Genomic DNA, 2,299 nt, shown 5'->3' with positions numbered 1-2,299 from the left:
TGACGGAATAGGTGTTAAAGAGTTGATGAATGACTTGAATGAGGAACAACGGTTCGTTATGGAGTGTATTTACTTTAAAGGATATACACATACTGAAGTGGCAGAGCAATACGCCTTGCCATTGGGAACCGTTAAGTCCAGAATTCGGTCTGCTATAAAAGTGTTGAAAAAGAAAGCTGATAAAATCTAGTGGATATCAAAGCCTACATATCGTCCGGTAAATTGGAACTCTTTGTTTTGGGAGATCTCAATGAGACAGAACAACAAGAGGTTTTGTCCATGGCAAAAAAGTATCCTGAAATCAATCAGGAAATTATTGCCATTGAAGATGCCATGCTTGCTATTGACCAAGCTTCAGCTGTCAAACCTTCGCCTAAGTTGAAGAATAAGATATTTGCCACCCTTGAATCGGAAGAAAAAAACCCTTTTTCCGTAAGCTCTGAGACTGAAGCATCTCCTGAAAAATTAAAGAATAAGCAGGTACCTGTGGCTAATCCATGGAAGACCTTTGCTGTAGCTGCTTCAGTGGTTGCAGTGATTTCTGTAGGTATGGCCATATATTATGCCAATCAATATTTTGATGTAGAGCAAAGGTTTGCCATTGCTTTGCAACAAAATGCAGTATTGGCAGAAGAAATGCAGACCAATCAGGTTCAATTAAAAGAACTGAATAGTGGGATGGAAAGATTCATCACCGGAGATTTTGAGAAAATTCTAATGAAAGGTGAGGGTTTACCTATGCAAGAAGATGCAGCAGTGGATGTGTTCTGGGATCAAAATAGCAAAGAAGTCCTACTTTCTGTAAATCAGTTGGCATCTCTTGATCCGAATAATGATTACCAGCTTTGGGCGATAGGGGAAGAAGGGCCAGTTGGAATCGGTTTGGTAGATCCGGAAAAAATACTTGATTTGCAAGTGATGGATATCGCTTCAGGAGCCCAAGCTTTTGCAATTACTATTGAGCCAAAAGGTGGTAGCGAAAGTCCTACCTTGGAAAAACTTGTAGTTTTAGGAGAGGTCTCATAATAGAAATACATACAAAATAAACCGAACCCCGTCATCAAATTGACGGGGTTTTTGTTTTAAATTGTGGCTTAACTTTTGAAGTGGAGTAAAGATTTGTATTGATTAATAGGATGGTAGAAATTCACGATTTTCACGGAATTTCAAACCAACTTCTTATCCGTTGGTTTGATGCTTATATTGTAATTATTTTCAGAGCTTTTGATAGAAACTAGGGAACCCTTTTAAATCTTAATGAATTATGGAATTGACACTTTCCACCCCGGCACTTCTTTTTTCTGCCATCACTTTGCTGATGTTGGCCTATACCAACAGGTTTTTGGCCATGGCCAGCCTGATTAGAGGTCTGCACAAAGAATATAAAGAAAGCAGTATGGATGAAGAGGTTATTATTGGACAGATAAAAAATCTTAAACGTCGGCTGACCATGATTAAAAACATGCAGACTTATGGCGTCATAAGTTTTTTTCTCTGTGTAATTTGTATGTTTTTATTGTACCAGGACTTCGATACAGCAGCCAATTGGGTGTTTATGGCAAGCATGCTTTGCTTGTTGATCTCCTTGGGCATTTCCTTGGTGGAAATTCAAATCTCAAACAATGCATTGAATATAGAGCTTTCAGATATTGAGGATTTGCTAAATATAAAAACCCGAACATCTTTTGGTCAAAGCATTAGAAAAAACGATAAAGATTAATGAGTAATAATCAATTGAGAGTGGATCTGAGAAGCGATACGCTAACCCTTCCAACCTACGAAATGAAAGAAACCATGCTCCATGCAGGCTTGGGTGATGATGTGTTTGGGGAGGATCCCACGGTAAGTATTTTGGAAGATAAATTGGCCGGCCTTTTTGGTATGGAGGCAGGACTATTTTGTCCTTCAGGAACCATGACCAATCAAATCGCTATAAAACTACATACCCGTCCCCAAACCGAAGTGATTTGCCATAAATCATCTCATATTTATTTGTACGAAGGGGGAGGGATCATGTCCAATAGCATGGCATCTGTAAAGTTATTGGATGGTGTTCTTGGAAAAATTGATGCGGAGGAGATTCGGCAGCACATAAACCCGGACGATGATCATTTACCGGAAACCACGCTGGTGTCTTTGGAAAACACCATGAACAAAGGTGGAGGTAGTGTTTATAACTTGAATGAAGTAAGACCGATCAGGCAACTTTGTAAGGAAACCGGGCTTAAACTTCATTTGGATGGGGCCAGAATTTTTAATGCCTTGGTCCATTCCGGTGAAAGACCTTTTGATTGGGGGA

4 protein-coding genes are annotated in these 2,299 nt (G+C 39.5%); all 4 read left to right on the top strand.

What is annotated here, in order from left to right; all coding sequences use genetic code 11:
• On the top strand, positions 1-190 hold a 190-nt coding region (locus tag AAC037_RS23640), incomplete at its 5' end, for a sigma factor-like helix-turn-helix DNA-binding protein (protein ID WP_339906099.1).
• Positions 190-1,026, top strand: a complete 837-nt coding sequence (locus AAC037_RS23635) for an anti-sigma factor (protein ID WP_339906097.1) — start codon at positions 190-192, stop codon at positions 1,024-1,026. The genes AAC037_RS23640 and AAC037_RS23635, both read left to right, overlap by 1 nt.
• A gap of 238 nt (positions 1,027-1,264) precedes the next feature.
• The gene (locus tag AAC037_RS23630; RefSeq protein ID WP_339906096.1) at positions 1,265-1,720 is read left to right on the top strand and encodes a DUF2721 domain-containing protein; all 456 of its coding nucleotides are present in this window, start codon (positions 1,265-1,267) and stop codon (positions 1,718-1,720) included.
• Positions 1,720-2,299: beta-eliminating lyase-related protein (locus tag AAC037_RS23625; RefSeq protein ID WP_339906095.1), on the top strand; the 580-nt coding region annotated here is incomplete at its 3' end. The genes AAC037_RS23630 and AAC037_RS23625, both read left to right, overlap by 1 nt.

The organism is uncultured Cyclobacterium sp., from assembly GCF_963976465.1.
Lineage (GTDB): Bacteria > Bacteroidota > Bacteroidia > Cytophagales > Cyclobacteriaceae > Cyclobacterium.
This window is presented reverse-complemented; position numbering and strand designations above follow the sequence as displayed.

Coding starts and splice junctions, on each gene's coding strand:
- AAC037_RS23630 (WP_339906096.1), top strand. CDS start 1,265: ATGGAATTGACACTTTCCACCCCGGCACTTCTTTTTTCTGCCATCACT.